The organism is Acinetobacter proteolyticus, assembly GCF_000367945.1.
GTDB lineage: Bacteria > Pseudomonadota > Gammaproteobacteria > Pseudomonadales > Moraxellaceae > Acinetobacter > Acinetobacter proteolyticus.
In genome coordinates, this window is the sequence record NZ_KB849179.1 from 360,577 (window position 1) to 386,500 (window position 25,924).

Annotated in this window: 28 protein-coding genes and 1 other RNA gene; 12 read left to right on the forward strand and 17 right to left on the reverse strand. The window is 40.5% G+C overall.

Translation table 11 applies throughout. The features are described 5' to 3' along the window. Window positions 1-58: 58 nt before the first annotated feature. Entirely contained in the window at window positions 59-952 is an 894-nt protein-coding gene (aceR, locus tag F993_RS15085) for an HTH-type transcriptional regulator AceR (RefSeq protein ID WP_004652965.1), read from the reverse strand. A gap of 87 nt (window positions 953-1,039) precedes the next feature. Between aceR and aceI the strand changes: the two genes are divergently transcribed. Further along, window positions 1,040-1,471: a chlorhexidine efflux PACE transporter AceI gene (aceI, locus tag F993_RS15080; protein WP_004652966.1), complete on the forward strand. Its 432-nt coding sequence runs from the start codon at window positions 1,040-1,042 to the stop codon at window positions 1,469-1,471. A gap of 191 nt (window positions 1,472-1,662) precedes the next feature. Beyond that, complete coding sequence (locus tag F993_RS15075) at window positions 1,663-2,058, forward strand: tautomerase family protein (protein WP_004652967.1); 396 nt, start codon at window positions 1,663-1,665, stop codon at window positions 2,056-2,058. 102 nt (window positions 2,059-2,160) lie between these two features. On the opposite strand, the gene F993_RS15070 is transcribed toward F993_RS15075, so the two are convergent. Next, the gene (locus tag F993_RS15070) at window positions 2,161-2,730 is read right to left on the reverse strand and encodes a DUF4291 domain-containing protein (protein WP_004652968.1); all 570 of its coding nucleotides are present in this window, start codon (window positions 2,728-2,730) and stop codon (window positions 2,161-2,163) included. A gap of 235 nt (window positions 2,731-2,965) precedes the next feature. Here F993_RS15070 and mfd point away from each other — a divergent pair, with 235 nt between their 5' ends. The 3 genes from mfd (at window position 2,966) to F993_RS15055 (ending at window position 8,545) form a co-directional block, all read left to right on the forward strand. Next, window positions 2,966-6,424 carry a transcription-repair coupling factor gene (mfd, locus tag F993_RS15065; RefSeq protein WP_004652969.1) on the forward strand — a complete coding sequence of 1,153 codons (3,459 nt, stop codon included), beginning with the start codon at window positions 2,966-2,968 and terminating at the stop codon, window positions 6,422-6,424. 198 nt (window positions 6,425-6,622) lie between these two features. Next, complete coding sequence (locus F993_RS15060) at window positions 6,623-7,057, forward strand: HIT domain-containing protein (protein ID WP_004652971.1); 435 nt, start codon at window positions 6,623-6,625, stop codon at window positions 7,055-7,057. Between the two features lie 51 nt (window positions 7,058-7,108). Next, window positions 7,109-8,545: an adenylate/guanylate cyclase domain-containing protein gene (locus tag F993_RS15055; RefSeq protein ID WP_004652972.1), complete on the forward strand. Its 1,437-nt coding sequence runs from the start codon at window positions 7,109-7,111 to the stop codon at window positions 8,543-8,545. A gap of 28 nt (window positions 8,546-8,573) precedes the next feature. Here the strand turns inward: F993_RS15055 and F993_RS15050 are convergent, their stop codons facing one another. Next, window positions 8,574-9,011 carry an Rrf2 family transcriptional regulator gene (locus F993_RS15050; RefSeq protein ID WP_032812408.1) on the reverse strand — a complete coding sequence of 146 codons (438 nt, stop codon included), beginning with the start codon at window positions 9,009-9,011 and terminating at the stop codon, window positions 8,574-8,576. Between the two features lie 107 nt (window positions 9,012-9,118). Between F993_RS15050 and F993_RS15045 the strand changes: the two genes are divergently transcribed. Then, a complete protein-coding gene (locus F993_RS15045; RefSeq protein WP_004652974.1) occupies window positions 9,119-10,003 on the forward strand; it encodes an NAD(P)/FAD-dependent oxidoreductase in 885 nt (294 codons plus the stop codon). Window positions 10,004-10,070: 67 nt separating this feature from the next. Here the strand turns inward: F993_RS15045 and fdx are convergent, their stop codons facing one another. From fdx to F993_RS15005, 8 genes are all read right to left on the reverse strand, one after another. Next, on the reverse strand, window positions 10,071-10,409 hold the full coding sequence (fdx, locus tag F993_RS15040; RefSeq protein WP_004652975.1) for an ISC system 2Fe-2S type ferredoxin: 339 nt from the start codon (window positions 10,407-10,409) through the stop codon (window positions 10,071-10,073). Window positions 10,410-10,426: 17 nt separating this feature from the next. After that, window positions 10,427-12,286: a Fe-S protein assembly chaperone HscA gene (gene hscA, locus F993_RS15035; protein ID WP_004652977.1), complete on the reverse strand. Its 1,860-nt coding sequence runs from the start codon at window positions 12,284-12,286 to the stop codon at window positions 10,427-10,429. Window positions 12,287-12,324: 38 nt separating this feature from the next. Continuing rightward, window positions 12,325-12,843, reverse strand: coding sequence for a Fe-S protein assembly co-chaperone HscB (gene hscB / locus F993_RS15030; RefSeq protein WP_004652978.1), 519 nt, complete (start codon window positions 12,841-12,843; stop codon window positions 12,325-12,327). An 81-nt stretch (window positions 12,844-12,924) separates the two neighbouring features. After that, window positions 12,925-13,245, reverse strand: coding sequence for an iron-sulfur cluster assembly protein IscA (gene iscA, locus F993_RS15025; RefSeq protein WP_004652979.1), 321 nt, complete (start codon window positions 13,243-13,245; stop codon window positions 12,925-12,927). Window positions 13,246-13,274: 29 nt separating this feature from the next. Beyond that, window positions 13,275-13,661: a Fe-S cluster assembly scaffold IscU gene (gene iscU, locus F993_RS15020; RefSeq protein WP_004652980.1), complete on the reverse strand. Its 387-nt coding sequence runs from the start codon at window positions 13,659-13,661 to the stop codon at window positions 13,275-13,277. A gap of 90 nt (window positions 13,662-13,751) precedes the next feature. Then, window positions 13,752-14,969, reverse strand: a complete 1,218-nt coding sequence (locus F993_RS15015; RefSeq protein WP_004652982.1) for an IscS subfamily cysteine desulfurase — start codon at window positions 14,967-14,969, stop codon at window positions 13,752-13,754. Window position 14,970: 1 nt separating this feature from the next. After that, complete coding sequence (locus F993_RS15010; protein ID WP_004652983.1) at window positions 14,971-15,444, reverse strand: Rrf2 family transcriptional regulator; 474 nt, start codon at window positions 15,442-15,444, stop codon at window positions 14,971-14,973. Window positions 15,445-15,551: 107 nt separating this feature from the next. Continuing rightward, complete coding sequence (locus F993_RS15005; protein ID WP_032812409.1) at window positions 15,552-16,199, reverse strand: hypothetical protein; 648 nt, start codon at window positions 16,197-16,199, stop codon at window positions 15,552-15,554. Between the two features lie 211 nt (window positions 16,200-16,410). Here F993_RS15005 and F993_RS15000 point away from each other — a divergent pair, with 211 nt between their 5' ends. The 3 genes from F993_RS15000 (at window position 16,411) to F993_RS14990 (ending at window position 19,318) form a co-directional block, all read left to right on the forward strand. Continuing rightward, window positions 16,411-16,866: a phasin family protein gene (locus F993_RS15000; protein ID WP_004652985.1), complete on the forward strand. Its 456-nt coding sequence runs from the start codon at window positions 16,411-16,413 to the stop codon at window positions 16,864-16,866. A gap of 168 nt (window positions 16,867-17,034) precedes the next feature. Beyond that, complete coding sequence (locus F993_RS14995) at window positions 17,035-17,307, forward strand: HU family DNA-binding protein (protein ID WP_004639426.1); 273 nt, start codon at window positions 17,035-17,037, stop codon at window positions 17,305-17,307. A gap of 139 nt (window positions 17,308-17,446) precedes the next feature. Beyond that, window positions 17,447-19,318, forward strand: coding sequence for a SurA N-terminal domain-containing protein (locus F993_RS14990; protein ID WP_004652986.1), 1,872 nt, complete (start codon window positions 17,447-17,449; stop codon window positions 19,316-19,318). A 63-nt stretch (window positions 19,319-19,381) separates the two neighbouring features. On the opposite strand, the gene F993_RS14985 is transcribed toward F993_RS14990, so the two are convergent. Continuing rightward, window positions 19,382-20,230 carry a YbgF trimerization domain-containing protein gene (locus F993_RS14985; RefSeq protein ID WP_004652987.1) on the reverse strand — a complete coding sequence of 283 codons (849 nt, stop codon included), beginning with the start codon at window positions 20,228-20,230 and terminating at the stop codon, window positions 19,382-19,384. Between the two features lie 324 nt (window positions 20,231-20,554). On the opposite strand from F993_RS14985, the gene ffs reads away from it, so the two are divergent. Further along, window positions 20,555-20,651, forward strand: an RNA gene (gene ffs / locus F993_RS19995) — signal recognition particle sRNA small type. Between the two features lie 10 nt (window positions 20,652-20,661). Here ffs and F993_RS14980 read toward each other — a convergent pair. From F993_RS14980 to F993_RS14965, 4 genes are all read right to left on the reverse strand, one after another. Next, window positions 20,662-21,144 carry a regulatory protein RecX gene (locus tag F993_RS14980; protein WP_004652988.1) on the reverse strand — a complete coding sequence of 161 codons (483 nt, stop codon included), beginning with the start codon at window positions 21,142-21,144 and terminating at the stop codon, window positions 20,662-20,664. Between the two features lie 42 nt (window positions 21,145-21,186). Next, window positions 21,187-22,233, reverse strand: a complete 1,047-nt coding sequence (recA, locus tag F993_RS14975; protein WP_004652989.1) for a recombinase RecA — start codon at window positions 22,231-22,233, stop codon at window positions 21,187-21,189. A 169-nt stretch (window positions 22,234-22,402) separates the two neighbouring features. Further along, window positions 22,403-22,831, reverse strand: a complete 429-nt coding sequence (locus F993_RS14970) for an RNA-binding S4 domain-containing protein (protein ID WP_004652990.1) — start codon at window positions 22,829-22,831, stop codon at window positions 22,403-22,405. Further along, a complete protein-coding gene (locus F993_RS14965; RefSeq protein ID WP_004652991.1) occupies window positions 22,815-23,519 on the reverse strand; it encodes an HAD-IA family hydrolase in 705 nt (234 codons plus the stop codon). The genes F993_RS14970 and F993_RS14965 overlap by 17 nt, the downstream gene beginning before the upstream one ends. A gap of 11 nt (window positions 23,520-23,530) precedes the next feature. Here F993_RS14965 and F993_RS14960 point away from each other — a divergent pair, with 11 nt between their 5' ends. Next, a complete protein-coding gene (locus tag F993_RS14960) occupies window positions 23,531-24,388 on the forward strand; it encodes a 3'(2'),5'-bisphosphate nucleotidase CysQ family protein (protein ID WP_004652992.1) in 858 nt (285 codons plus the stop codon). Window positions 24,389-24,439: 51 nt separating this feature from the next. After that, window positions 24,440-25,171 (forward strand): histidine phosphatase family protein, encoded by a 732-nt coding sequence (locus tag F993_RS14955; protein WP_004652993.1) that lies wholly within the window; start codon window positions 24,440-24,442, stop codon window positions 25,169-25,171. A 148-nt stretch (window positions 25,172-25,319) separates the two neighbouring features. Here the strand turns inward: F993_RS14955 and F993_RS14950 are convergent, their stop codons facing one another. After that, entirely contained in the window at window positions 25,320-25,736 is a 417-nt protein-coding gene (locus tag F993_RS14950; protein ID WP_004652994.1) for a hypothetical protein, read from the reverse strand. Window positions 25,737-25,924 lie beyond the last annotated feature (188 nt).

The window sequence follows — 25,924 nt, forward strand, 5'->3', positions numbered from 1 at the left end:
AATCTGCGTGAAAGCAAAGCCCTGCATTTGTTTGCAGAATTGTTTATCTTGCTGACACTTATTCCTCATTTTGTTTGCGTTGTTGTCGGATATGATCGATTAAGTATTTCGCAGCAACCCCTAATTCGCTTTCACGGCTCCAGACCAGATCAACATAGTATTCAAATTTAGGTGTGAAATCATACATATCCAAAATCTTCAGTTTCTTTTTAAGCTCAGGATTTTCATTGAACATTTGCAAGGGCAACACACCCCAACCTAAATTACGAATAATCATCATACACGCTGAATGATGATTGTCGGTACGCCAATAGTCCTTTGAATAAAGCAATTCGGGCTTGATGCTATGATCACGGCTTGCAACTACAATTTGACGTATTTGCACTGCTTGCTCAAAAGAAACTTTATCGAGGAGCGCCAATGGATGATTTTTTGCAATCACAGGAACAAGGGCTTCCCGTTTAAGTTCTACAAACTGTTCACGACTATCCAATTGTTCTCGCTCAAACATCAATGCAAGTTGTGCAGATTGATCCAGTAGCATCTGTAAAGCATCTTCTTGTGGTGCTGAAAAAATATTAATTTCAAGACTTGGAAAACGCTGCTCCAATAGGGTGATATAGTCGGTCCAGTTGGTATAAAGCAGTTCTGAAACTACTACAATATTTAAGGTTGACTCCAAGCCTGTACTCAGTGCATGCGCATGTTGCTTCCATTGATTCATTTCAATCAATAATTGTTGTGTTTTCTCATAGAGCACAGTGGCTTCTGCCGTTGGGACAGGTTCACGTCCGACCCGATTAAATAAATTGAGATTGAGATCAATTTCTAAATTGGCAATCGACATACTCACAGCAGAAGGGACTTTACCTAATTTACGGGCTGCTGCCGAGAATGAGCCTGTTTCAATGACGGTTTGAAACATGATGAGTTGTTCTTGATTAATATTCATCTGTCAAAAAAACTGAAAGAACCTGATTGGATTGATCAGTATTATAAAAATAAAATGGCGGATATCCAAACAAGAGAGTGTTATGAAATGTTGATTTCCAAAAGAAGACTCATTCATGCAATTAGCTATGAAGTGATTTTATTGGTCATCATCGCGATTGCTTTAAGTTTTATTTTCAGTATGCCATTAGAAGTAACCGGTATTTTAGGTACGGTTATGGCAGTCATTTCCGTATTCTGGAATATGATTTTTAACCATTATTTTGAAAAAGTAGAGCATAAATATCAGTGGGAAAGAACCATTCCAGTGCGTATTATGCATGCGATTGGATTTGAGGGCGGCTTGATGCTTGCAACAATTCCAATTATTGCGTATTTGATGAAGATGACCATCATTGAAGCAATCATCTTAGATTTCGGTTTGACCATGTGTATCTTGGTCTATACATTCATCTTCCAATGGTGTTATGACCTAGTAGAGGGGCGTTTCTTTCCAAACGCAAAATTGGCATCATCATAATGATTGATGAAAAGCATTCTTCAGGATTTTCTGAAGAGTGCTTTTTTATTGCTAAGAGATAAACATCATTTAATTACAGTATCTATAAAGTCAGATCGCTTAAGTTTATTTAATATCTTGAGAGCGCGCCCGAAAAAATATAAGTGCAAATACCAAGATTTTATGACGCTAGATCGTAGGAGAATAAAAATATGCCAAGTGTACTGATTGAAGTTAGGCAACAATATCCAGTTGCCGTTGAATTGGAGATCATGGAAGCAGTGCATACGGCGCTGAGAGATGCTTTTAAAATCATGGCCAGTGATCGAAATGTGCGTTTAATTGTACATGAAGCACATCGCTTTCAATGCCCGCCTGAAAAGGCAAAACCAGAATGTTATACCTTGATTAGTATTGATGCATTTCTTGGACGCTCATTAGATGCGAAGCGTCAGCTGTATAAATTGATTGTGCATAATCTTGAGCCGATAGGCATTCCCAAAGATCATGTGAAAATTATGCTCCGTGAACTGCCCTCGGAGAATTTTGGTGTTCGTGGTGGACAAGCGGCTTGTGATGTTAATTTAGGTTTTAAAATTGATGTTTAGATTAAATTTTTGCTAGGAAATTGCTTTTAAGAACCAACATACATTTTTAAGCCGTTAAGAATTTAGCCATGGCATGAGATTTAAAAATATGCCATGGTTTATTTATGGGATATAAATTGTTTCCTGAGGTAATAGTTGAGTAGCTTCATCCAATTTATTTTCTTCTATTAATGCATGAATCTGATGAGCTAGAGGGGTAACATCTGTAATTGATGTGATCCATTCATTTACATATAACTGAACAGCTTCATGACTTAGGCCTATTTGTATTGCTCTATGATCAAGAGGACTTAATTTTAAGTCTCGTTCAGGATCCCATTGGATTCGGACTGGAGAGCTCGCTTTGAGTTGTTGCCACTGTTCCTGATTCATTGATGGATTACGGTGACTTAGGCAACTATGTGCCAACGCCCATTCGAAACCTTCACGCGTTATATCAACAGCTAAGATTCGGCTTTGTCCATTATCTTTAAATCCCCAGCTAGAGCGATACATCATCCAAAGGAATGAGGGTTTAATCCACGTCATTCTTTCCATCTTGAATGGTGGCGAAACAAAGGTTTGATTTTTTAGAGCGGAGTTAGCAATAACTTCAGAATAAGCTTGATATACACGTATGGTTTTATGGTTATAAACGGCGCGAATTTGATATGCAGGAATGTTAGTTAACATAAGTTTGTTAGAATTTCTCACTTTTATTTGTTTAAATATTTGATTTTAAATGTAAAATTAAATTTATCTTTTTGGCAGTTCAGCTTTATTAAACTTAAATTACGTGAATAAAATATCAAATAAAATAGCCTAAGTAAATTAGAATGCATTTAATTCAACTGCGAATTTCTTCTTTAACTAAAAAACATCATGCTAAAATAGGGAACTTATCTTTTTAGATTGCATGATTTTCTCTATGTTTCAACAAGAAATCTCTCAATTAAACTTACAACAATTCAAAGCGGGTGAAAAACGTTGGGTCGGTTCCTTACTTGGATCATCAGCTGCATTATTATTTAAAGAAATTGCCACTCAAAATTCGAATCTGTATGTGATTATTGCAAGGAATAATCAACATCTTGCCCAGCTTGAAAGTGAGCTTGAATTTTATGGCATAACGCCTGTTATTTTCCCTGATTGGGAAATTTTGCCTTATGACCGCTTGTCTCCACACCAAGATATTGTTTCAGAGCGTTTGGCAATTTTATCGAATATGCCACAAAAGGGTATTTTACTGGTTTCTGCCAGTACCTTAGCGCAACGCGTTGCACCTTATTCCTGGGTCGTGGGCGAACACTTTGATATTAAAGTCGGGCAGAAGCTAGACCTCGAAGCACAAAAGAAACAATTGGTTCAAGCAGGCTATCGTTTAGTTGACACGGTTTATGATCATGGTGAATTTGCAGTTCGCGGTAGCATCATGGATATTTTTGCATCTGGACAAGATCAACCGATTCGAATTGATTTATTTGATGATGAAATTGAAAGTCTAAAATTCTTTGATCCAGAAACACAAAGAACCACGGAATCCTTAAAAAACTTTACTGTTTTACCTGCAAAAGAATTTCCACTCAAAGAGGGACGCTCTACCTTTAGAGATCGCTATGCTGAAAGCTTTCCGACCGCAAACCCCAAGAAAAATCCAATTTATCAGGATGTATTAGAGGGAATTGCAACGCCAGGTTTAGAGTTTTATTTACCATTATTCTTTGATAAGAAGGTGATGGGAGCGCAAAGTATGTTGACGACATACTTACCTAGTAATTGTGTTGTCATTACAAATAGTGAAATTGAAGATGATTTAATCAACTTCTGGAAAGAAGTAATGCGTCGTTATGAAGATCGACGTCATAACATTGATCAACCCATTCTGCCGCCTGAAGAATTATTTTTAATGCCCAACCATGTTTTACAGGCACTAAATCAATTCCCTCGAATTTTGGCTTCAGCTGAAGCTTTAGAGACCAAGGCGGGTGTACTTAATATCGCCGCTGAGGAACCGCCTAAACTGGCAGTTGATCCGAAAAAGGAACAACCTTTCCAAGCAGTGAAGCATTATATCGACCAAGCCAAGCATCCTGTTTTATTGGTAGCAGAGAGTGCGGGCCGTCGAGAAACGCTAAAAGATGCGCTGCGTGGTGTGTTGGGTGAAATTCAAAATGTAGATACTTTTGCTCAATTCCAAAAAGATAAGTTGCAGGTTGCGATTACCAGTGCACCTCTGGATCGAGGGCTGTTGCTGACTACTCAGCTGTCTGTAATTTCGGAAAATCAGCTTTATGAACACCGTGTGGTACAACGCCGCCGTAAGCGCCAGCAAGAAGTTTCTGAAGAGTTCTTGATCCGTAGTTTAACCGAGTTGAGTATTGGTGCACCTGTCGTACATATCGATCATGGTGTAGGGCGTTACGCAGGTTTAATTACTCTGGAAATCGATGAGCAGGATCATGAGTTCTTGCAGCTTGATTATGCTGATGGCGCTAAAGTCTATGTGCCTGTAACCAATTTACATCTGATTAGCCGTTATAGTGGGGGTGATCCTGATTTAGCCCCATTGCATAAATTGGGGACGGATACTTGGAGCAAAGCGAAGCGTAAAGCTTTGGAGCAAATCCATGATGTTGCCGCAGAGCTATTACATATTCAGGCGCGTCGTCAATCCAAACCTGGTTTTGCTTTTGAACTCGATCATACGGGATATATGCAATTCTCCAGTGGCTTTGCCTATGAGGAGACTTTAGATCAGGCTAACGCAATTGAAGCAACCCTTCATGATATGCAGCTGGCTAAACCGATGGATCGTTTGGTATGTGGGGATGTGGGCTTTGGTAAAACCGAAGTGGCGATGCGTGCAGCATTCGTTGCGGTACAAAATAATAAGCAAGTTGCAGTTCTGGTACCCACGACCTTGTTAGCACAGCAACATTATGAATCTTTTAAAGATCGTTTTGCCGATACAGCGGTACGCATTGAAGTATTGTCGCGTTTTGGCAGCAATAAGACTCACCTAAAAACCATTGAAGATTTGGCTGAAGGCAAAGTCGATATTGTGGTGGGAACGCATAAAATCCTGCAAGAAAACATCCAATTCAAGAATCTTGGACTCATGATTGTCGATGAAGAGCATCGTTTTGGTGTTCGCGACAAAGAACGGATCAAAGCCTTACGTGCCGATGTGGACATGCTGACCTTAACGGCGACACCGATTCCACGTACCTTGAATATGGCATTTTCTGGGATGCGTGATCTCTCGATTATTGCAACACCGCCCGCCCGCCGTTTAGCCGTGAAAACCTTTGTGCAAGAACACACTGATGATTCGGTCAAAGAAGCGATTCTGCGTGAGTTATTACGTGGTGGTCAGGTGTACTTGTTACACAATGAGGTGGATACCATTGAACGTGCTGCTGAAAGTATTCGTAATTTAGTGCCAGAAGCGCGCGTCGCCGTGGCGCACGGGCAAATGCGAGAACGTGAACTCGAGCAGGTGATGCAGCAGTTCTACCATAAAGAATATAACGTGTTGGTTTGTTCAACCATTATCGAAACGGGTATTGATGTGCCGAACGCCAATACCATCATTATCGAGCGCGCGGATAAACTGGGTCTGGCGCAACTGCATCAATTGCGTGGTCGTGTTGGACGTTCGCATCACCAAGCCTATGCCTATTTATTAGTACCGTCGATCAAGCATCTCAAAGGCGATGCAGAAAAGCGTCTTGATGCTATTCAACGTGCTTCAACACTTGGCGCAGGATTCATGCTTGCAACTGAAGACTTGGAGATTCGAGGTGCGGGTGAATTACTCGGTGAGCAGCAAAGTGGTTCGATGCAAGCGATTGGTTATAGCCTGTATATGGAGATGCTTGAAAAAGCAACCAAAGCCATTCAAAAAGGCAAAACACCGAATTTTGATGCGCCGTTGTCATTAACTGCTGAAATTAACTTGCATATGCCTGCGTTGATTCCAGATGATTATCTAGGTGACGTACATCAGCGCCTGTTGTTCTATAAGCGCATTAGTAATACCGATAGTCAGGAGAAGCTCGACAATATCCGTATGGAGCTGATTGATCGTTTTGGTATTCCGCCACAACCTGTGAAGCAATTGTTTAGTGTGCATCAGCTACGCCTACGTGCTGAACAATTGGGAATTACCAAAATTGATATCAATAGTAATGGGGGATATATCGAGTTTTCACCGGATACCCCTGTACAGGCGATCAGTATCATTCAATTGATGCAGAAAAATCCGACTTATTATCGAATGGAAGGTGGGCAGCGCTTGAAAGTCACAGTGCAATTGGCTGAGTACGATAAGCGGATTCAGTTCATTGTCGACTTGCTAAACAAGCTCTTGAGCGAGTTAAATTGAGGCTTTTAAGCACTTGATTTGATGGTTAATTGAGCAAGTTCTGTTTTTTAGCAAATGTGATCCTGTTTTTGATCAGATGTTCATGCAATAAATGAGGAAAATCATTGTTATTTGTAATCAAACGGGTTACTAATAATATTCACATCAAAACTGATGTGATAGTATTGATCATCATTATTCTGCATCATTTATAAAGATATGTTTAGTTTGCATCCACAACTTGCTCAAGATACATTTTTTGTAGGCGACTTCCCGCTTTCAACATGTCGTTTAATGAATGATATGCAATTTCCTTGGTTGATCCTGATTCCACGCGTTCCAGGTGTCACAGAATTATATGAATTAAGCCAAGCAGACCAAGAACAGTTCCTACGTGAATCAAGCTGGTTATCAAGCCAATTGTCACGTGTATTCCGTGCAGACAAGATGAATGTTGCTGCTTTAGGAAACGTGGTTCCTCAGCTTCATTTTCATCATGTAGTACGTTATCAAAATGATGTTGCATGGCCAAAACCAGTATGGGGAACACCAGCTGTGCCTTATAGCAATGATGTACTTGCGCATATGCGTCAAACATTAATGCTGGCATTGCGTGGACAGGGTGATATGCCATTTGATTGGCGTATGGACTGATCCAGAAAATAGAATAAATACAGTATTCTATAATAAGAAAAGGAGGATAGAGTGCCACTAGATAGGTTGATAGATAAAGAACCTAGACAGTTCGCTTATTTTCATCGTTTGATGGGATATTCGATTCTGTCACTTATTTTGGTAATTTATACATTTACCTCAACCAGTGCTAGCTATCAACTCTACCTTCTTCCTTTATTACTGATTTATTTTCTGCTTTGTCCTCGTTTAGAAAAATGGCTGCAATATAAATTTGATAAAAAAATAGAAAAAAATGTTCTTTTTGCCAATGAGGCGGTCATTGTTGCACTGGTGCTTGCAGCAACCCATTTGAGCTTAGTTCCAACGTTTACGATTCTATTTGCTTTGCTCTATGTCGGATTGAATAATCGCATATCTTTGCCTGTTTCATGTTTGATTGGGCTAATTGGTGTGATTACTTTCTATTTTAGTACCTACATCATTTTTGGTGCTGAAGAATATTTTGAACCAACCAACCCAGAACTGACGGTTGTGAGCCTTTTGGGCTTAATGATGTTTATCGTGATTGGTAACTATTACCAGCATCGTCGTCTGAATATTTTGGGACAACAGCGCCAGCATTACCATAACCAAATGACACGTTATATTGCGTTCGCCAATCAGTTAAGTCGTTATGCGCCACTACAATTATGGCAGTCGATTATGCGTGGTGAAGCCGAGGCGAAAATAGAATATAAGCGTAAAAAATTAACCATTTTCTTCTCGGATATTCAAGGTTTTACTGAACTGTCAGAAACCCTTATCCCTGATGATTTGGCCTTCTTACTGAATGATTATTTGAGTCACATGACTGAAATTGCCAAACAGTATGAGGCAACTGTTGATAAGTTCATGGGTGATGCGATTCTTATTTTCTTTGGGGATCCAAACTCGCAGGGTGTCGAGCAGGATGCTAAATCTTGTGTCGAAATGGCCATTGCGATGCGTCAACAAATGAAACTGTTGCGTGAACGCTGGAAGAAAATGGGTTATCCGGCTTTGCATATTCGTATGGGCATCAGTACAGGTTATTGCCACGTAGGTAACTACGGTGCTTCTCATCGTATGGCTTATACCATTGTGGGTCGTGATGTAAATTTGGCAGCACGTTTGCAGTCTGCTGCTGAAGTCGATGAAATTTTGATTGCCGATGATACACATCAGTTGATTAAAAATGAGTTTTTGTGTGTGCCTAAAGTACCTATTTATTTAAAAGGTATTCAAGGTCCTGTAAAAACCTGGCAGGTGATGGAGAAATTCACAGGCAAGAAATCAGATACGCAAAAATGGTTTGATTTCGATTATAAAGGTTTCCATTTGGTTCTGAATTTGGAAGAAGTGCAGAACTATGAGTATCCTGAACTGGTCGAGATCTTGGAAAATATGGTTCAGCGTATCAAGACCCAGCAAAAAATCACCAATGCTCAGGGTATTCCAAAACTGAGTTTGGATGATGAAGTTAGATAATCAAAACGAGTACACATTCTAAAGCTCATCATTTATGGGCGTGAATCTCATATAAGTGATCAAATTCAGCGGCTAAAGATGCCAATGTCGTGGCTTTAAGTTGTTGTGTCAGAATTTCGTGTGCATCTTGTATTGCATGATCTAAAGCGGCATTTACGACACGTTCTACTAAGCATTCTGGATTTTCTCTTTCATTGCCAATCGCAAAAATAGTCGGTTCTCCCACGGCTTGATAAATATCCCAAAGTGTAATTTTTTCTAAATCGCCTGTAAGTTGCCAACCACCGCCTGCACCTTTTTCTGAGTGGACAAAACCAGCTTTTTTTAGGCCTGACATGGTTCGTCTGACCACGACTGGATTAGTAGAAAGCATCTGTGCGATTTCATCAGAGGTAAAAGTCTTATTTTGTCTTGCCATGTGAAGTAACACATGCAGCATTCGAGAGAGTTTACTGTCTGTACGCATTGAATCCATAAGCAAAAAAGGAATTAAATTAAATGTAACATCAAAAGTTGCAAATTAAAATAAAAAGTATTAATGTAACTTTTAAAGTTACATTAAGGGTTAAAGTTATGCAGTACGATGTTGCCATTATTGGTGGAAGTTATGCTGGTCTGTCCGCAGCGATGCCCTTGGTCAGAGCGCGTAGGAAAGTGGTGGTGATTGATGCGGGGCAAAGACGGAATCGCTTTGCAGTGCATTCACATGGCTTTTTAACGCAGGATGGAAGTAAAGCCAGTGAGATTGTGCAGATTGCCAAGCAACAGCTTTTAGCTTACCAGACTGTCGATTGGGAGGATGGTCGGGTGAAGTGTGCAGAAAAAGTTGAGGGTGGCTTTGCCATCTGTATTGATGCAACTCGGTCTATCACAGCAAAACGATTGATCATTGCAGCTGGCATCACGGATCAACTTCCTGAAATTCCGGGTTTAGCTGAACGTTGGGGCAAAAGCATTTTTCATTGTCCTTATTGTCATGGTTATGAGCTGAATCAAGGTAAGATCGGGATTATTGCCAGTTCTGCGCACGCGGCGCATATGGCAATGATGTTGCCAGATTGGGGTGATACCACGCTGTTCTTGAATGATTATCCGGTAGAAGAGGAGTTACTTGATCAATTAACCACTCGAGGTGTTGGTGTAGAAAAAAGATTAATTCAAGAAATTATTGGACATAGTGATGTGTTACTCGCAGATGGCTCTGTTGTTCAGTTAGAGGGCATTTTTGCTACCACCCAATGCAGCATTGCTCAGGACTGGATTTTTAAGCTGGGTTGCGAGATAGAGCGGAATGCCATGGGTGAGGCGATTAAAACCAATGCGATGAAGGAAACTACAGTTGCAGGTATTTTTGCATGTGGCGATGTGGCACGCTTGGGAAGCTCAGTGCCTTTGGCTGTTGGAGATGGCACCATGGCAGGTGCTGCTGCGCATCGATCTTTAATCTTTACAGCATGATGTAATGAGAAATAAAAAAGCCAGAGATAAACTCTGGCATTTTTATTTCCTGAACAATCATTGAGTCTTAATGATTTTCTGAAGCATGGTTGATGGTGTATTTAGGAATCTCAATTTCTAAATCTTCATCAACGATCTCTACTTGGCAAGACAGGCGAGAGTCTGGTTCTAGGCCCCATGCACGGTCAAGCAAATCTGCTTCAACGTCATTCATTTCTTCTAGGCTGTCAAAGCCTTTACGAACAACCACGTGACACGTAGTGCAGGCTGCAGACATGTCACAAGCATGTTCAATTTTAATGCCATTTTTTAATAAACTTTGGCATAAATTGGCGTTATGCTCGACTTCAAATTCTGCACCTTCAGGGCAAATTTGTGCATGAGGAAGAACTTTAATACGTGGCATATTGATCACCTATACCTTTAGTTTGAGTTTGACCAATCTTCAAGTTTCGTACCTTTTAAGGCATGGTCAATATGTCGGTTCATACGTAATGCAGCAAAAGCATCACTATGAATTTTAAGTTGCTTAACAGCATGTTCAATCGCTGCAAGCTCATCGGTTTTCAGACGGGCTTTTAACGCTTCAGCGGCAAGAATTAAGTCGCGTGCCTGCTGCTGTGAGAGTAAATCAGTATCTGCTTTTAACGCTTGTTCGAGTGCTTCTAGCTCGCGTTGTGCTTCTACTTTGGTTTCTTGCAAATGACGAAGATGTTTATCTTCCTCGGCATATTGAAAGCCTTCAACCAATAAACGTTCAGTATCTGCTGCAGATAAACCATAAGATGGTTTGATGTCAATTTGTGCTTGAACACCAGAGGTGGTTTCTTTGGCAGATACTGTGAGTAAACCATCGGCGTCAACTTGGAAAGTCACTTCAATACGTGCTTGACCTGCTGTCATTGGAGGAATGCCATGTAATACAAAGCGGCCCAATGAACGGCAATGCTCAACCAGATCACGTTCACCTTGCAGCACATGAATCAACATCGCGGTTTGACCATCTTGATAAGTGGTAAATTCTTGACGGCGTGCCACAGGAATCGCTGTATTACGTGAAATCAGACGTTCAACCAATCCACCCATGGTTTCTAGACCAAGAGAAAGTGGCGTGACATCAAGCAATAATGAACCATCTTGGCTATTACCAATCAACTGATTGGCTGTAATTGATGCGCCAATGGCAACCACTTCATCTGGATTAATGGTGCATAATGGCTCACGTTCAAACAATTCACCTACAGCTTTCTGCACTGCATAAGAACGCGTAGAACCACCCACAAGTACCACATGTTCGATTTCATCAAGTTCAAGCTTGGCGTCACGTAATACGCGCTTGCACACGCTCATGGTTTTATCGAGTGCGACTTGAATAATCGATTCAAAGGTCGGGCGATCTAAAGTGAGACGATCATCCAGTAATTTTAATTCGGTAGATTCATGATCGGTTAAATGTTCTTTGGCTTGACGTGCTGCCACAACAAAAACGGCATACTCTTCATCGGTTAAAGTTTCGATGCTGAGCTGTTTTTTGGCCCATTTTACAATTAAGCGATCAAGGTCATCACCACCAAGGGCAGTGTGTCCACCAGTCGCAAGAACTTCAAATACACCTTGCGAAAAACGTAAGATCGAGACGTCAAATGTACCGCCACCCAGATCGTAAATCACATAGTTGCGATCGGTGCTGAGATTGGTGTCTTGATCCAAGCCATAAGCTACAGCCGCCGCTGTAGGTTCATTCAATAAACGTAAAACATTCAGACCTGCCAGTTGGGCAGCATCACGTGTGGCTTGGCGTTGTGCTTCATCGAAATATGCTGGAACGGTAATCACAGCGCCATTGACTGGATTGTTGAGGCTGGCTTCGGCACGGTCTTTCAACTGCTTTAAAATTTCTGCAGAAATTTCGACAGGTGTTTTACGACCAGCAGCAGTTTCAAATGCTGGCATTTCATTTTCCGCACCAACAAGTGTGTATGGATGCTGGAATTTGATATCTGCTTGCGAGCGACCCATAAAACGTTTTACGGAAACGACTGTATTTTTTGGATCAGTCAGCATAAATGGTTTAGCTTCATAGCCAAACGTGGTTGCATCCTTTGCATAGTGAACAATAGACGGGAGTAACACTCGGTCTTTGTCATCTTGTAGAACTTTCGGTTTTCCCGATAGCACTGTCGCCACTAAAGAGTGGGTTGTCCCCAAGTCAATGCCGATCGCAATAAGATGTTGATGCGGGGCAGTAGATTGACCAGGTTCAGCAATTTGCAAAAGTGCCATGCGTGCGGTATCCCTTGAAAATAATTGGTAAGAGCGGTTTAAAAATCATCATCGAGGTCGAAGCTTTCTTCTTCGTCCAACATGCGATCTTCAGCTTTATCAATATCATTCATAACACGTTGGAAAAAACGTAACTTACGAACAGTATCACGTGCTTCGGCCCAGTCTTCGTCAGCAAAATCAATTTTAAATTCGCGAACGAGACCATCGATCCATTGCTGAATTTCAACTTTTAAAGTGTGAAGTTGCTCAGTTGAAGTCGCTTCGTCAAGTTGTTCACGCATTTCGAGTGCAGATTGCAAAAATTCAAAATCGCTAATGGATTGGTCAAGATGGTGATCTTGTTTTTTTAAGGCAAGTAGATATGCCGCACGACTATCAACTTGTGAGAGTACTTTATACGCTTGGTTGATTTCGCTTGACTTGATCAATGCCTGATCTTTGTCAGTGGCTTTATCTGGGTGATATTGCTGTTGCAAACTTAAAAACTGTTTTTTTAAAGCTGCTAAATCTATATCGAGTGCTTCGGGTAATTGGAACAACTCAAAATGATTCATGGGAGATGAATTCCGCTATTGATAAATACGTTAAAACAGTGCGGAACACACTGTTTTGACGAAAAGAAAGAGGGTGCTTGCTTAGACGGTAAATGATTCACCACAACCACATTCACCTTTTTGATTTGGGTTGCTAAATTCAAAACCTTCGTTTAAACCATTTTTGACATAGTCCATCTCTAAACCATCGAGATAAACCAAGCTTTTAGGGTCAACAAAAACTTTAACACCGAGTTGTTCAAAGACTTGATCATGTGTATCGACATCGTCGACAAACTCAAGTACATAAGCCAACCCAGAACAACCCGAAGTTTTCACACCAATACGAATGCCTTCACCCTTACCGCGGTTTTGCAGGTAATTGCTGATGTGAGTCGCAGCATTTTCAGTTAAATGGATCATGAAAACTCCAATGTTATTTCGGTCATCAATTAAGCTTTCGCTTTTTTACCGCGATAATCTTCAATCGCAGCTTTAATTGCATCTTCAGCCAAGACAGAGCAGTGTACTTTCACTGGTGGAAGTGCAAGCTCAGTCGCAATATCAATATTCTTGATTGATTGAGCTTCATCAAGCGTTTTACCTTTTAACCATTCGGTTACCAGTGAGCTTGATGCAATTGCAGAACCACAGCCGTAAGTTTTGAAGCGAGCTTCTTCAATTACGCCATTGTCATCCACTTGAATTTGCAAACGCATCACGTCGCCACAAGCTGGTGCGCCGACCATACCTGTACCTACGTTTTCTGCATTTTTGTCTAAAACACCAACATTACGTGGGTTTTCGTAATGATCAATTACTTTTTCGCTATAAGCCATGTCGCTTCTCCAAACCTCGGGGTCAGCCTAATATTAATATGAGGGTTAAAACACGTTTTTCAATGAATTACTCAATTGAGCACTCAGGAATTAGTGTTCAGCCCATTCAACTGTTGAAAGGTCGATACCTTCTTTGTACATATCCCAAAGCGGAGAAAGTTCACGCAATTTCTCAACCGCAGCTTTGGTAATTGTCAACACATGGTCAATATCGGCTTCAGTTGTGTATTTACCAAAACTGAAACGAATTGAACTGTGTGCCAACTCATCAGATAAACCTAAAGCACGTAAAACGTATGAAGGTTCTAAAGTTGCAGATGTACATGCTGAACCACTCGAAACAGCAACGTCTTTCAGCGCCATCATCAGTGATTCACCTTCAACAAAGTTGAAGCTGACATTTAGATAGTTTGCAACGTTTTGCGTTGGATGGCCATTCAAGAACACTTGTTCAAGGTCTTGTAAACCATTCCAAAGTTTGTCGCGTAATTTACGAATGCGCTCTTGTTCTGCTTGCATGGTTTTGCCCGCAATTTCAAAAGCCTCACCCATACCAACAATTTGATGTGTCGCTAAAGTACCAGAACGCATACCACGTTCATGACCACCACCGTGCATTTGTGCTTTTAAGCGAACACGTGGGCTACGGCGAACGAACAGGGCACCAATGCCTTTAGGACCATAAACTTTATGACCAGAAAAACTCATCAAGTCGACTTTCATGGTAGAAAGATCAATCTCAACTTTACCTGCTGCTTGTGCCGCATCGACATGGAAGAATGTCTTGTTGGCACGTGTTAACTCACCAATCGCAGCAACGTCTGTTACGGTACCGATTTCGTTGTTCACCATCATCAGTGAAACAAGAATCGTATCTGGACGTAAAGCCGCTTGAACCATTTCAGGCGTAATTAAACCAGTACGTGGTTCTGGCTCTAAATATGTAATTTCAAAACCTTGTTCTTCAAGCTCACGGCAAGGGTCTAACACAGCTTTGTGTTCGATTTTACTTGTAATGATGTGTTTGCCTTTTGAACCGTAGAACTGAGCAATACCTTTTAATGCTAAGTTATCAGACTCTGTTGCACCTGAAGTCCACACGATTTCACGTGGGTCTGCTTTGATCAGGTTTGCAACTTGTTCACGCGCATATTCGGCTTTTTCTTCTGCTTGCCAACCATAGGCATGTGAACGTGACGCAGGGTTACCAAAAGTTCCCTCGAACGTTAAACATTCCATCATACGTTCTGCAACTTCAGGCAGTACAGGAGTGGTTGCTGCGTAATCAAGATAAATTGGACGTTTCATGTCAAATACCTGTAACCGATAGAAGGGCTGAATCTAAACTTGGTGAATTTTGGCGTAATGCAACGGTTTGAACGTTATCACGCGCAATTAAATCAGCAAGGGTGATTTTTGCGAGATAATCGGCAATATGGTGGGAGAGTTCTTGCCATAAGTCGTGCGTTAAACACATCGCACCATTCTGGCAGTTGCCTTTGTGGTCGCAACGTGTTGCATCAACAGTTTCATTTACAGCTTCGATAATTTCTAGCACAGTGATTTCACTTGCACCGCGCGCAAGGTGATAGCCACCATTTGCACCACGAACGCTTGAAACTAACCCATGACGTTTAAGTTTTGCGAATAACTGTTCTAAATAAGCGACTGAGATGGATTGGCGTGCTGCTATTTCCGCAAGCGTGATCGTTTGTTCAGTTGGCTGCAAAGCTAAATCAAGTAGAGCAGTCACTGCGTAACGACCGCGAGTTGTAAGACGCATGATTCGGTACACATGGTTAGACTAGATGACTAAATTTTATGAATTCCGACTAAAATAGTCAAGTTTTAAATTGTCATTATCAGTGTGAAAAGTAAAATATATTGGAATTAGTGTATCCACGTATTATAAACAAAAAAGGCGATGAAAATAAAGCTCAATACCGCAAAGCTGATATTGATCAAGCGCTGACGTTTTTGCAGGCGGTGAATACGGTTTTGATATTGCTTTACTTCAACCAGCAAAGTATTGATTTCAGAGCGCTGTTGATCAATTTTATCTAAGAGTGGGGCGATACGTTGTTGAGATGCAACGGCTTCAGCTTCATCGTTGAATAGATTGAGCCATTGTTTCCAGTTTGCCAGAATACTCGAAAGTGTTAGATGCGGAAGTAAATCTAAAAATTCTTCAGCAAGAACGGCATCACCAAGGATACGCATATTGGTAATGCTGCGCTGATTGTTAAACACAAAAATCTTAATCAGATCGATGAGTGTGCTATTAATTTCCAAATCGATGTTTCGATCCAATGCTTTCATATCAAATAACAAACCTTTTTCTGTAAATTGGATATAAAAGTCGAAGAACGGAATGTAGCTATTGATACGAATGGTGATTTTTTTGTCGATCAACTTTTTGGCTTGCAAGCGCAATCCTGCATCGTGCGTGAGCATGAAGGAGAAAAAAGTTTCTAAAACAATGATGACAATGTTTAGCAACAAATGGGGATGTTTATGTCTTTGTTGCGTATCACTCATAGATCTCTTTTTCCTTACCAAATAACGTTGCGAAACAATAAAATCTGTAAACTTGAGCATCCTTACTCAAATTGTTAAAAATAATTTACATGACTTTATTGCTTTGTAGAACAGTTTTTTAAAACGATCAAGTCTTAACTTTGATATTATAAAAACATTTTTATGGTTAAATACGACATACTGTTTGTAAAGTGCTTAGGAGTAATGGTCAATGGATAACTCAAATGTAGAAAATCCTAATGAAGAAGCTGAAGTAAAAACTAAGCCAAAATCAAAGAGTTCTAAAAAATCTGCGCTTGATTTCAAAAAATATACACAACAAATTTGGCTGGCTGGTTTGGGTGCTTTTTCTCGTGCCGAAGAAGAAGGAAATAAATTGTTTGACTCACTAGTCAAGGTCGGTGAGGAACTTGAGTCGAAAACAGTCGATTTTGCAGACAACACAGTAGGCAAGGTCACAGAGAAAGCCAAAGAATCTGTAACCGATACCAAGGATAAGGTCGAAAAGATTCTGGATACTGGCGTAAACCATTCGCTGAACCGTATCGGCTTGGTCACGCCAAAGGATCTTCAACACATCGAACAACTGCTTGTACAACTGCATATTAAGGTGGATGCTTTGATTGAAGAAAATAAGCAATTGAAGGCCAAATTGAATAAAAAGTAAAAAAAAGGCAGGTAACTCGTCTGTTTATGTCGTATTTCAGTATTTATTTTAATTAAAAGGTCTTTCTAGTATTGCGTTCTCCCCCAAAGCATTGCTATAAAGGCGTCATGGCCTTTTAAACTATAGCCTTGGATCTTAACAAACGATATTAAGAGGATATTTTTTATCATGAATAAATCAGAATTAATTGATGCGATTGCTGAAAAAGGGGGAGTGTCTAAATCGGATGCTGGTAAGGCACTCGATGCGACAATTGCATCAATCACTGAAGCACTTAAGAAAGGTGACACGGTTACTTTAGTTGGTTTCGGTACTTTCAGCGTTAAAGAACGCGCTGCTCGTACAGGTCGTAACCCTAAGACTGGTGAAGAACTGCAAATTAAAGCAAGTAAAGTACCTAGCTTCAAAGCTGGTAAGGGTTTAAAAGATTCGGTTGCGTAATCTTTTTAAATCAATAAACGCACCATTTAGGGTGCGTTTTTTATTTATTGAATGAAAAAGTTAATTTGATCCTTATTCTGCATTCATTCGCCTTTGTTTTTCAGTTAAAATTGCCCCGAAATAAAATATTGGAATTCTTATGGAATCGTTTCGTACTCTCATTAAGGGTTGGCTTGGCAAAGTCCTGTTAGTTTTGTTTTTGACCCCTTTAGCACTTGTAGGTATTGAAGGATATTTTAGTGGTAGCAATAAAGCAGACGTTGCGAAATCGGTAAACGGTCAAGATATTTCTAATAAAGAATTAGAAAGTGCAACCAAGAACTATAAAGACCAGTATTTGTCATTGGTTAAAGGGGATGAGTCTCTTTTAAATTTACCTGTTATTCAGGAAAAAGCATTAGATGCACTGATTGCGCGTAACTTATTACAGCAACAAGCTGAAAAGCTGGGTATGACTTTAAGTGATGTGCAACTTGAACAAATGTTGGCTCAACAACCTAACTTTCAAGAAAATGGACAGTTTTCACAAAAATTATATGAAAACTATTTACGTTCTGTCGGCATGACCAACCAAGCTTTAATCGCGAGCCTACGTCAAGACCATGCACTGAAGATGATTTCAACATCTTTGATGGACTATGCGTTGGTAAGTAAGTCGGATGTGCAACAGTTAGCCAATCTACAAACAGAACAGCGTACCTTGCATTTGGCGAGTATCAAGTTAGATGATTACAAAAAAGGTGTGACGGCATCTTCTCAAGAAATTACAGACTACTACAACAAGCATAAAAATGAGTTTAAGCAAGTTGCCAGTGTCGATGTTGATTATGTGGTGTTAACACCAGCGTTATTACCTAAAGCAAATCTTGCAGTGACTGAGGCTGATTTACAGCAAGCTTATACGGCATTTGTGGACAAGCAACAAAAAGATGTTAAGCGTGAAGTGAAGCATATCTTGATTACCACGGATGCACGTGATGATGCGGCAGCTCAGAAACTTGCAAATGAAGTATATGCAAAAATTCAAGCAGGTGAGTCATTTGCTCAGGCGGCAGCTCAGTACTCAGAAGACCCAAGCTCTAAAGCAAATGGTGGTTTAGTTGAAGCTTATGCACCAGGTGTGTTCTCGGCTGATTTTGATAATGCAGTCACTGCATTGAAAAATGGTCAGATTTCTAAACCTGTGAAAACGCAATATGGCTATCACATTATCGAAGCCAATGCGCCTGTTGCGAATATCCCATCGTTTGAAGCTGAAAAAGCACGTTTAACAGCCGAGGTTGAAAAATCGAAAGCAGCGAATTTATTTAGCGATACAGTGAATAACCTAAATGAAATGGTTGTTGGTGGTGATTCTTTAGATGTGGTTGCTCAGGAAGTGAAGGGTGCACGTGTTGAATCTGCAAATGGTGTAACGCTGACGACTGATAATCCATATTTAAGTGATTTAGGTGTTAAAGCGAAATTGTTTAACGATGATGTGAAGAACGGTGACCGTAATGCATCTTCAAATATTCAGTTGGCAAATGGCGATAGCATCTGGATTAAGGTTCGTAATTATCATGCAGCGGGCATTAAACCTTTAGATCAAGCGACTGCTGATGTGAAAGCAAAAGTTATCGAGGCTAAGGCTTATAAAGCTGCCCAAGCGAAAATTGCAACAATCCTTGCTGATTTTAAAACTCAGCCAGCTGCTCAGGTGGTTGCAAAATCTCAAGTCACTTTTGAAAATGCAGGAACATTTGCACGTTCACAAGGTTTAAAACGTGCGATTGAACGTGCTGCGTTCAGCATTCCTGCACCAAGCAAAGACGGGTTGTGGTCTGCAACCACAGCGAAACTACCAAATGAGCTTGTGATTGTTGCTGTTTCAAATGTAAATAGTAGCGTTGCGAGTACATTACCTGCTGAGCAGTTGCAAGAGTTGAACAAGTTATATCAACAGTTCCGTGGTCAGCAAGTTTTGGAAGATTATACTGAATACTTGAAATCACAAGCAAAGATCAAATAAGTTTGTTCTAAGCAATAAAAAAGCCAGTTTGTAAAAACTGGCTTTTTTATTGCTAACAGTAAATTATTTTTTCTGAATGAATTTAGCTTCTTCAGATTGTGGGTATTGGCTGATTAATTTACTTTTGTATTGATTGGCAAGTGCAGTGTTTTTATCGACTTCTTTGGCAATACTATACAACTGATATACTGCACGAGAGGCTTTGGCTGAATTTGGATAACGAGTTGCTACGATATTATAGTTCTGCTTGGCGGCTTTATAGTCTACCGGTTCAACAGCCAAATAAAATTCTGCTAACCAAAAATATGCATTACCGACATAAATACCATTGGGATGGTTTTTAATGAAGTTTTGCATCGGTTGAATGGCTTTTTTTGCACCACCTTGTTTATAAGCATCAAGCGCAACGGTATAGGCTGCTTTTTCTAGCTCAATTTGATTGGTGGTATTGTTTGTTGTAGCCGTATTGGCTTGTGGTTGCTCAGCAGGTGCTTGTACAGGTGTTTGCTGTTGTGCTGCGGGTGCTGTCGGTGCAATCACAGGTGTAGCCGTATCTGTATTGGTTGTTCCTGCCGCTGCAGTCCCGTCTTGAACTTCAGGGTTATCTTCTGGTGGATCAATTTTTTGAGATAAAAGCTCTAAGCGCTGATCAAGGTCGGTATAGCGATTGGTCAGTTCTTTTTTTAACTGCTCAATTGCATTGTCATGTTCTTCTAGCTGACCACGTAACTTACGAATTTCTTCTTCAAGCTTCTGGTTTTTTTGCATGATTTCCCAGTTTAAACTTGGAGAACCTGCAACAACATTATTGGCTTGTTGTTGACTTAAAGAGCGCGATTCAATAGGTACATTGGCATATAAGTGCGCACTACTAAGCAGGGCAATAAAAAGTACGGAATGCTTTTTTAGCATAAAAATTCATCCATAAGTTGAAAAATAAAGCTGTGGTCGAACAAGTCTTCACTTTTTACTTGCAACACACCAGATATAGATTTTTGATTTAGCCATTAAAACAGCAACTCATTTAAATGCAATAAGCATTTACAATCTTCAAGCACTTTTGCAGAAAATTACTGGGTTGTTGTTTAATGTTTGTTCATCTTGAAAATAAATAGATAACAAATATATAGCAGTTGATGAGGAATTAGGCAGTTGAATGCAAAACTCACTGAAAAACAGCAACAAGTCTTGCAACTCAGGCAAAAATCTCTATACTTTGTCAGGCAATGGTAGCCCTGCTGGTAGCTTCGCAATTGTACTCTACGAACCCCGCCAGGACCGGAAGGTAGCAACGGTAGTAGAACTATGATGTGCCGAAGTCATGCTAGTAGGGTTGCCACCATTTATTCTTCTTCGCTCGATCGAGCAATCGCTTTCATAATTACCCCCATATCAAAACCACGATATTGTAAAAATCGGATCTGCCTTGCTTTAATTTTGGGGTCAGTCGCGACTTCTTGTCCAAATTTTTTCAGTTTGAGTTGATACGCTTGATTAAGCCAATCGACGTCTTGAAGCTCTTCAGTAATGAGATCGGTATCTAACTGCTTCGCTTTCAAAGCTTGTTTGATACGTTGTAAGCCTTTGCCTTTTCTAAGTTGACTTGCCAGCGTCAGTTCGGCCACACGTTGGTCGCTTTGATAGTTTTGTTGTGCTAATTCTTCGACTAGCTTTACGACTTCTTCTGGATTGACCGCATATTGATTAAGCTTGCTGATTAGCTCAGCTTGAGAGTAATCTCGGCGTGTCAGCAGGGCAAAGGCATAAGAGCGTAATCTTGAGCCTGTGAGGGTTTTGGTTTTTTCGGTTTTTTCGGAATTAAACATGCTTTCCTCATTAAAGAAAAACGCCCCGAAGGGCGTTTCAGTTTAGCTTTCTAAGAAATCTGGTTCTTCTTCTTCAATATCTGTATTTTCAGCTGGCTTGTTCTTGGTGAGAAGTTGTTCACGAATCAGCTTTTCAATTTCTTGAGCCATTTGTGCATTCTCTTCAAAATGACGAATCACGTTATTTTTACCTTGGCCAATTTTATTGCCTTGATATGAATACCAAGCACCCGCTTTTTGTACGATATCCTGTTGAACTGCAAGATCAACCAATTCACCGAGTTGGTTAGTCCCTTTACCATACATGATCTGGAATACCGCTTCTTTAAACGGAGGCGCCATTTTGTTTTTTACAACTTTAACGCGTGTTTCATTACCCGTAATTTCGTCGCCTTCTTTTACTTGACCGATACGACGGATATCTAAACGTACAGAAGCATAGAATTTAAGTGCGTTACCGCCCGTTGTGGTTTCTGGGCTACCAAACATCACCCCAATCTTCATACGGATTTGGTTAATGAAGATCACCATACAGTTAGAGCGTTTCGCATTACCTGTAATTTTACGGAGTGCCTGACTCATTAAACGTGCTTGCAAGCCCATATGTGAGTCACCCATTTCGCCTTCAATTTCGGCTTTCGGGGTCAATGCTGCAACAGAGTCGACAACGATTAAATCGATTGCGCCTGAGCGTACCAACATATCCGCAATTTCGAGTGCTTGCTCACCGTGGTCAGGTTGTGAAACCAAAAGGTTGTCAATATCGACACCAAGTTTACGTGCGTATTCTGGATCTAATGCATGTTCGGCATCGATAAAGGCACAGGTACCGCCATTCTTTTGACATTGAGCAATGGCCTGCAATGTCATGGTCGTTTTACCTGATGATTCAGGACCGTAAATTTCAATGATACGGCCTTTAGGTAATCCGCCAATCCCTAATGCGATATCGAGTGTTAAAGAACCCGTAGAAACAGCTTCAACTGCTTGTACGGTGTTGTCACCTAAGCGCATGACTGTATTTTTACCAAATTGTTTTTCAATCTGGCTCAACGCAGCTTGTAACGCCTTACTTTTATTATCATCCATCTCAAAACCTCAAAACTTTATTTCTTAACGACTAACCCAAGTGGATGTATTGAATCTCAACTTGTTGGGACTTGAGTATAGTGGCAGATTCTCATTGTTTATTCTACATCTGATCTGTGTCTATGCGACACAAGATGACGCATCCAAAATGAGAAAATATCCATTCAATCTATTCATCATGATAAGACCAAGATTGGACATTTTCTTGTTTAAAACGATTGATATCACGACGATCTTTTTTACTTGGTCGATGATCAGGTCGGGCTAGATTATGCAATTTTCGCTGTGATGCATGCAACTCTCTACGCGCAATACTTTCTGTTGTTTCTTCATAAAGTAGTTGAGCTGCCGGAGCACCGCCACGCACAGCAGAAAGTGCTTTCACAACCACGGTTTTTTTCTCAAAACCTTGTTGAATGGTCAGTTCCATCCCAATGCGGACATCTCTAGAAACTTTAACCCGATCATTGTTGTGATGAACTTTACCACCTTCAATCGCGGCTTTGGCAATTGAGCGTGTTTTAAAAAAGCGTGCTGCCCAAAGCCATTTATCAATGCGCATGGCATCCATGCTGTCTGGTTCATGCTGTTTTGGCATCTGTTACCTGTTGGTTGGTTTCAAGATAATCAAAAAGTTCGGTTAAATGATCAAGTGCAGGGTACGGTAGCTCAGTTGCAGCTCTTGCAGCTTTACTGCTGGAAGGTTGTAATATGCTGAATAGCTGTTGGATACCAAAGTCCTCTGCGCCTTTGAGTACAGCAACTGTATCATCAATAAAGACTGCTTGTGCGGGGTCGAATGGATGGCGTTGCTGGAGCTTTTGCCAGAATGCCACTTCTTCTTTGGCGTGCCCGAGTTCTTCACTACTGATCATAAGTTCAAAGTAGGGGCTGAGTTCAACATTTTCAAGTTTGAGCTGTAGACCCGCAAGATCGGCATTGGTCAATAACCAACACCGATAACCTTGCGCATTCAACTGTTGCAATAGCTGATGGCAGCCAGCTCGTGCACGTATTTTTTCACGATGCTCGTATTGCAGTTGTAAGACATCAACACCTACTTTAGCCGTCCAGTGCGCCGAAGAATACCAAGATAGTGTATGCTTATGTTGTTGGTAAAATTGAAACAGTGTCTGTTGGCTTTGCTCAAGTGTGTTTTGATGTACTTGTGCATGTCGTTCAGGCAAACAATGATTCCAAATAAAATCATCAAAGGCTAAATCGAGTAATGTGCCATCCATGTCAAACATGGCAATCGGCTGCTGCTGTAAATCTAAATATGACATAAGGTTGGTCTATGTTTATTAAAACGCTTGCCCCGCAAGATCCGTTAATTTCACAACTTGTTCCAATCATGGCGCAGGCAAGTCAAATATTGTTGGAAGAATACCAAAGTTATTGTGCGGGTTGCGAGTTTAATATTCAGGAAAAAAGTGATGATTCACCTGTCACACAAGCGGATTTAAAGGTAAATCACTTTTTATTAAAGCACTTAGCCACAGTTACACCACAGTTACCTGTGTTGTCAGAAGAGAGTGATTATTCTGCGCGAGCGGGATGGCAGCGCTGTTGGATGCTTGATCCATTGGATGGAACTAAAGAGTTTATTCATGAGCGTGACGAGTTTACGATTAATTTGAGTTTGATCGAGGATCATCAAACCACGTTCGCGATTATTGCTGTGCCGTGTGAGCAGGTCATGTACATTGGTCATACCTCAGAATTGCCTTATAAATATAGTTTTAGCCGACAAGAATGGTTGCAATATCAACTCGAAGAACATGACTCGGCAGTTCCATTACAAATTGGTTTAAGCCACAACAGCAAGAATCCAAAATATAAGAACTTTATTGAACCGATTTTACAGCAGCGTGAAGTGCAACGTCGTGAGGCAGGCAGCGCCTATAAGTTTTGTATGATGCTGGAAGGGGAAATTGATATTTATCCACGTTTCCATCCAACTTCGGAATGGGATACCAGTTCAGGCCAAGCTTTGCTTGAAAGTATTGGTGGTGGGTTGATGACTTTGGATGAAAAACCCTTCCTTTATAATCAACGTGAAACGGTTTTGAATGGTGGCTTTATCGCTTATCGAGATCAGCATTGCAAAAATATTGCATATGACGCGCTCAGTCGTTCTGGCATTTTAGATTGAGAGTTATCTGGCTCATGGTATAGTGGGTTAAATTAAAGCTTGTATGTGAATATGACTCTGCATTTATTGCCTAAAAGCATGTTTGAAGCCATTGATTTACTTCCAGATGCTTCAACACCTGTGACTTTATTTACGCGCCATTCTTTACGCGAATTGGTGAATGGACAAGGTTTGGCCGGCTACGATCTTCAGTTGACTGAACAAGGTCGCGAGCTGGCCTATGCTTGGGGGCAATATTTAATCCAGAATACAGATCGGGCGATTCAACATTGTATTTCTAGCCCGATTCAGCGTTGTGTCGATACGGCAGCTTTAATGATTGAAGGCGCCGATGAAACGCGTAAAGCCGTCAATACGCATCAAATTGAAATTGTTGAGCAGCGTCTATTGGTTGAACCGGGCAGCTTTGTTTTGGACATACAGCAGGCAGCGCCTTATTTCCGCAAGCAAGGTGCATTAGGATTTATCAATAGTTTTGTGAATAATGCCTTACCTGGGATGAAGCATCCAATCACGGGTGTATTTGATGTATTGGAGCTGCTTTATCATACCCATCCGACCCAGCAAGGCGGTTTAAGTTTGGCGGTGAGCCATGACACTATTCTTGCAGCAATCGTTGCTGTGATCTCAGGTAAAAATCAAATTGAACAAACAGATTGGCCAGAGATGATGGAAGGTTTATTTGTATGGTTTGAAGGTGATGATTTTGCGGAAAGTCAATTAAAATGGATTTGGCGTGGTGAGCGGCAAGCGTTAGAAATAAAGCAGTTTTTGAATCGCTAATTCTAATCTAGAATAGAAATGTTGCTTTGAAATATTAAAATAAAAATCGGATAGTGACTCAGCTAATCAATAGAATGGAATTGCTGTTGATGTGAATCCAAACCGATCATTTGGATTCAAATATCAATATGATTGGATTAAAGTCTGATTAACCACATTTTCCAATTTTTTGTCCTTCGATATTACTCAGGTTTGCTTGCAACTTGGTTGAAGCTGAACAGTGAATATTGCCTGAAATAATCGATTTATCTAAACTCAATGTTGTCGTAGCTTGTGCAATATGTATATCACCACTGACACTTGAGTTGATTAATTTAATTGCTTTTGCTTGGTTGGCTTGAATGCTGCCTTGGATAGACGAGCTATTTAAAATCAAACTGCCACCTTTTCCGATATTGACATCGCCTTCAATTGACGAATTATTGAGTGTGCAATTTGCACCTGCAGGAATAGTGAGATTACTGATTGTGTTGTTCTCGATGGTATTTGTGCAGCTTGCAGCAAAACTTAGACTGCTGCATGAAAGAAGTGCGACTGCGATAATGAACTTCCCATTCTTATTCATTTGGCTCTCCAGTTTTTTGTAGATTGATTGTTGCTCAAAACTTAAATTTAAATGAATTCTATATGCCTGAAATAGGTGGTTTAAGTGAGGGAAATGTAGTACTGATGGGGGAGTTATGTTTAATTTAGAAATCTAAATAAAATTGAATTAGATTAAAAGTGTAATAAATTCGGTATTTCTTGTTTTTA